This is a genomic window from Thermomonas sp., assembly GCF_020850895.1.
Classification (GTDB): domain Bacteria; phylum Pseudomonadota; class Gammaproteobacteria; order Xanthomonadales; family Xanthomonadaceae; genus Thermomonas.
In genome coordinates this window covers 1-3,251 of the sequence record NZ_JADZDS010000028.1, presented here as the reverse complement: position 1 = coordinate 3,251, position 3,251 = coordinate 1, and the positions used below count along the sequence as shown (strand labels likewise).

Below are 3,251 nucleotides of genomic sequence, written 5' to 3'. Positions count from 1 at the left end.
CTTGCAGCTCGACTGGTCGCCGCACATGCCATAGAAACCGATGAGCTTGCAGAGCAATCGGAGGCGTCTCCGGTGCTGGCCAGGCAGACTGTAGAGCGCCTGGTAAAAACGGCAATGTTGGTTGATATGCCCGAAGATCCCGTCGCCCGTTGAGCTGAGGCGGGGCGGCAGCACCGTCCGGTCAAGGTCAAAGGACGGAACGTCGATCGCTTCGCATGGCCGCCCATCCGTCTTCTGCGCGGCCAACTCGCAATTTCCACGTTTTGGCAGGCAGCGTTTAGCGTCGAATCAGCGCTCGGCAGTCACCATAGGCGACTTCTCGGTAATGCTATCTCGCTATATCAGTATCTCGATCGGATATGACACCAGCGGATTTTCGTTGCCAATCTCAAGCCCCGATCAATAGATTCCGAGCGTTCGCCGCTTTTTGAAACCGCTGGCGCATCAGACCATACCGATACGGTTTTGCGAGAGCAGCCACTTCTCACGATCCTGATAGCGCAAGCGTCACTGTCGAGCCGCGACAGACGCTCGGTTTTCTTGTGCCCGATGGATTTTTGCACATCGAGCACACAACGCCTACTCGTTGCGCGAACTGATCAGAAGTCATCAAAAGCGGGCGTCATCACTCGCGTCTTGCGCGGACAACAGGCCGACCATGAGGACGGCTGCAAAAGCAGTCGGCCCTGTAGTTCTTCTCCTGGAAGGAGACGGAGCATGCACGAGAACAAAAATGATGCACCAACATCAAAGGTGTTCTACCGCCCGCTCGAAGCATCCATCCGCTGGGCCGGACTGCTGCGATACGAGCAGGTGATCCTGGCTTCGGTCTCGTCGCCTATGAATCTGCCGCAGTCGCTGGACTGCCCACGTTTGGGCGAACTGCGGCTGTACACCGACCGCATCTATGACGGCATCCTCAACGGGGAACTGCCCTTCGGGCAGCACGGCATCACGACGCGCGACACCGCGTTGATCGAATCGCCTGATCTGACGGTACGCCATGTCGATCTGAAGTGCTGGATGCGCCAGCACTACCCCGAGCAGCGGCCCGGCTTTCTCTTCTCCCGCGGCGAGCGCATCACCCATCCCTTCATCTCTCTGGAAACAGGGCAAGCCATGCTGGTCGAACGCCAGGCTTTGAAATCCGTCCTGGAACAGACCAAACGTCAGCTTCGCGAGTTGCAGGACAAGCATGACGCGCTGCTCAAGCAGCCCACGGTGATTCCGGCATGCGCGCAGTGTCCGATCAGTGATCGGGCCGAGGCCACCTACCTGAACATCGTTGGCGGCCTGTTGGAGCTGATGCTCGGCCAGTCGCCATCGGGCACGCCGTACTCCAGCTTCAAGACGCAGGAGGCCGTGGTCAGCGCGCTGGTCGCCCATCACAGCGGTGCCATGGGCATCGCGGAGCGGACATTGAACGGCAAGTTCGCCACCGCCAGGCGCCGGCTGCGTAGCACTTCCCTCTGAGATTTGCCAGCTTGTATGTGCAGTCGCGGAGATTGCATTTGCAATGTCTTTTCGCAGCCGTGTCTATTGAATAGAGGTCACGCCAACAAACGCCACTGAGCGTTCAGGAGTGACCGCCATGTCGCAAACACCTGTACTGCAGCCAAACGAGCGCCGCATCCTGCGCCTGGAAGAAGTCGAAGCGAAATCCGGTTTCAAGCGCGCCCACATCTACAACCTGATGAAGAAACGCCAGTTCCCGCAGGCGCTGCGTCTGGGCGTGCGCGCCGTGGGCTGGGATTCCATCGAAATCGATCAGTGGATCGACGAGCGCGTCAACAACCGGGCCTGACCCGTCCTCCCGCGGACTTTCCATCCTCATACGGAGAACGCCATGCAGGTCGTATCCATCATTTCAACCAAAGGTGGGGTCGGCAAGACCACCACGGCTGCAAACCTGGGTGGTCTCGCTGCGGACGCCGGGCTGCGCGTGCTGCTGCTCGATCTCGATGTGCAGCCCACCTTGTCCTCCTACTACGAGCTGGCTCACCGCGCGCCGGGCGGCATCTATGAATTGCTGGCCTTCAACGAGCGCGACCTCGACCAGCTTGTGTCCCGCACGATCATCACGGGCCTGGACTTGGTGCTCTCCAACGACCACCGAGGCGAACTGAACACCTTGCTGCTGCACGCGCCAGACGGGCGCCTGCGGCTGCGGCATCTGCTTCCGGCGCTCAAACCCCTCTACGACCTGGTGCTGATCGACACCCAGGGCGCGCGCTCGGTACTGCTGGAGATGGCGGTGCTGGCCTCCGACCTCGCGCTGTCGCCAGTGACCCCAGAAATCCTCGCCGCCCGCGAGCTGCGGCGCGGCACCATGCAGTTGCTCGCGGACATTGCGCCGTACCGGCAGCTGGGCATCGAGCCGCCGCCGCTGCATCTGCTCATCAACCGCGTCCATCCGGTGTCCGCCAACGCCCGTCTGATCCAGCAGGCGCTGCGCGATCTGTTCCAGGGCCACACCGGCATTCGGGTTCTGGCCACCGACGTGCCGGCCATTGAGGCTTATCCGCGTGCCGCGACGCGCGGCCTACCGGTGCATCGGGTCGAGTACCGCCAGCCAGTGGGCAGAGTCGCTCCCGCCGCGCTCGCCACCATGCGCGATCTTGCCGGCGAATTGCTCCCGCAGTGGCAGGATCGATTTGCCGCAGTGTCCGGCCGTCCGCCACAGCCTCTTGATACCAGGAGGCCCCATGGCCAACGCACATGAACTGGCCCGAGGCCACAGCCGGCTGCGCGCCCTGATCGAGTTCGCCGTCGGCGAAGGCTGGCACGTCAAGCGCACGGCGGGCGGTCACCTCAAGTTCACCAAGGCAGGCTGCGCCGCGATCTACACCAGCTCGACGGCCAGCGATCACCGGGCAGCCCTCAACGCCCGTGCGCAGATCCGTCGCGCCGAGCGCGAGACCCGATCCCTAGCGCAGGGGGGCGGCCATGACTGAGATCACCTCCCAGCAGATGGCCGGCAAACTGCTCGCGTCCGGGTTCGAGCGCAGCGGCCCGTCAGCAACGACCTTGAGCGACCCGATCGCCGACACGCCCATGGTCGTGACGCTCGACCAGTTGCGCCCCTACGACCACGACCCGCGCAAGAAGCGCAATCCGGTGTACGAGGAAATCAAGGCATCCATCCGCGAGCGTGGCCTGGACGCGGCTCCGGCCATCACCCGGCGGCCCGGCGACGATCACTACATCATCCGCAATGGCGGCAACACGCGACTGGCAATCCTGCGCGAACT

The 3,251-nt window shown here is 62.8% G+C and carries 5 protein-coding genes; all 5 read left to right on the top strand.

What is annotated here, in order from left to right; all coding sequences use genetic code 11:
• The first annotated feature begins 717 nt into the window (after nucleotides 1-717).
• On the top strand, nucleotides 718-1,473 hold the full coding sequence (locus IT472_RS03070) for a hypothetical protein (RefSeq protein ID WP_008265643.1): 756 nt from the start codon (nucleotides 718-720) through the stop codon (nucleotides 1,471-1,473).
• 118 nt (nucleotides 1,474-1,591) lie between these two features.
• Entirely contained in the window at nucleotides 1,592-1,804 is a 213-nt protein-coding gene (locus IT472_RS03065; protein ID WP_014603611.1) for an AlpA family transcriptional regulator, read from the top strand.
• Between the two features lie 42 nt (nucleotides 1,805-1,846).
• Nucleotides 1,847-2,722 carry a ParA family protein gene (locus IT472_RS03060; protein WP_297178193.1) on the top strand — a complete coding sequence of 292 codons (876 nt, stop codon included), beginning with the start codon at nucleotides 1,847-1,849 and terminating at the stop codon, nucleotides 2,720-2,722.
• Nucleotides 2,706-2,954 (top strand): hypothetical protein, encoded by a 249-nt coding sequence (locus IT472_RS03055; protein WP_008268494.1) that lies wholly within the window; start codon nucleotides 2,706-2,708, stop codon nucleotides 2,952-2,954. The genes IT472_RS03060 and IT472_RS03055 overlap by 17 nt, the downstream gene beginning before the upstream one ends.
• Nucleotides 2,947-3,251 (top strand): ParB N-terminal domain-containing protein (locus IT472_RS03050; protein ID WP_297178183.1); only part of this gene is annotated, 305 nt, incomplete at its 3' end. The genes IT472_RS03055 and IT472_RS03050, both read left to right, overlap by 8 nt.

What these genes read in the sequence shown, in the direction of transcription:
- IT472_RS03070 (WP_008265643.1), top strand. Translation starts at nt 718, where the DNA reads ATGCACGAGAACAAAAATGATGCACCAACATCAAAGGTGTTCTACCGC.
- IT472_RS03065 (WP_014603611.1), top strand. Translation starts at nt 1,592, where the DNA reads ATGTCGCAAACACCTGTACTGCAGCCAAACGAGCGCCGCATCCTGCGC.
- IT472_RS03060 (WP_297178193.1), top strand. Translation starts at nt 1,847, where the DNA reads ATGCAGGTCGTATCCATCATTTCAACCAAAGGTGGGGTCGGCAAGACC.
- IT472_RS03055 (WP_008268494.1), top strand. Translation starts at nt 2,706, where the DNA reads ATGGCCAACGCACATGAACTGGCCCGAGGCCACAGCCGGCTGCGCGCC.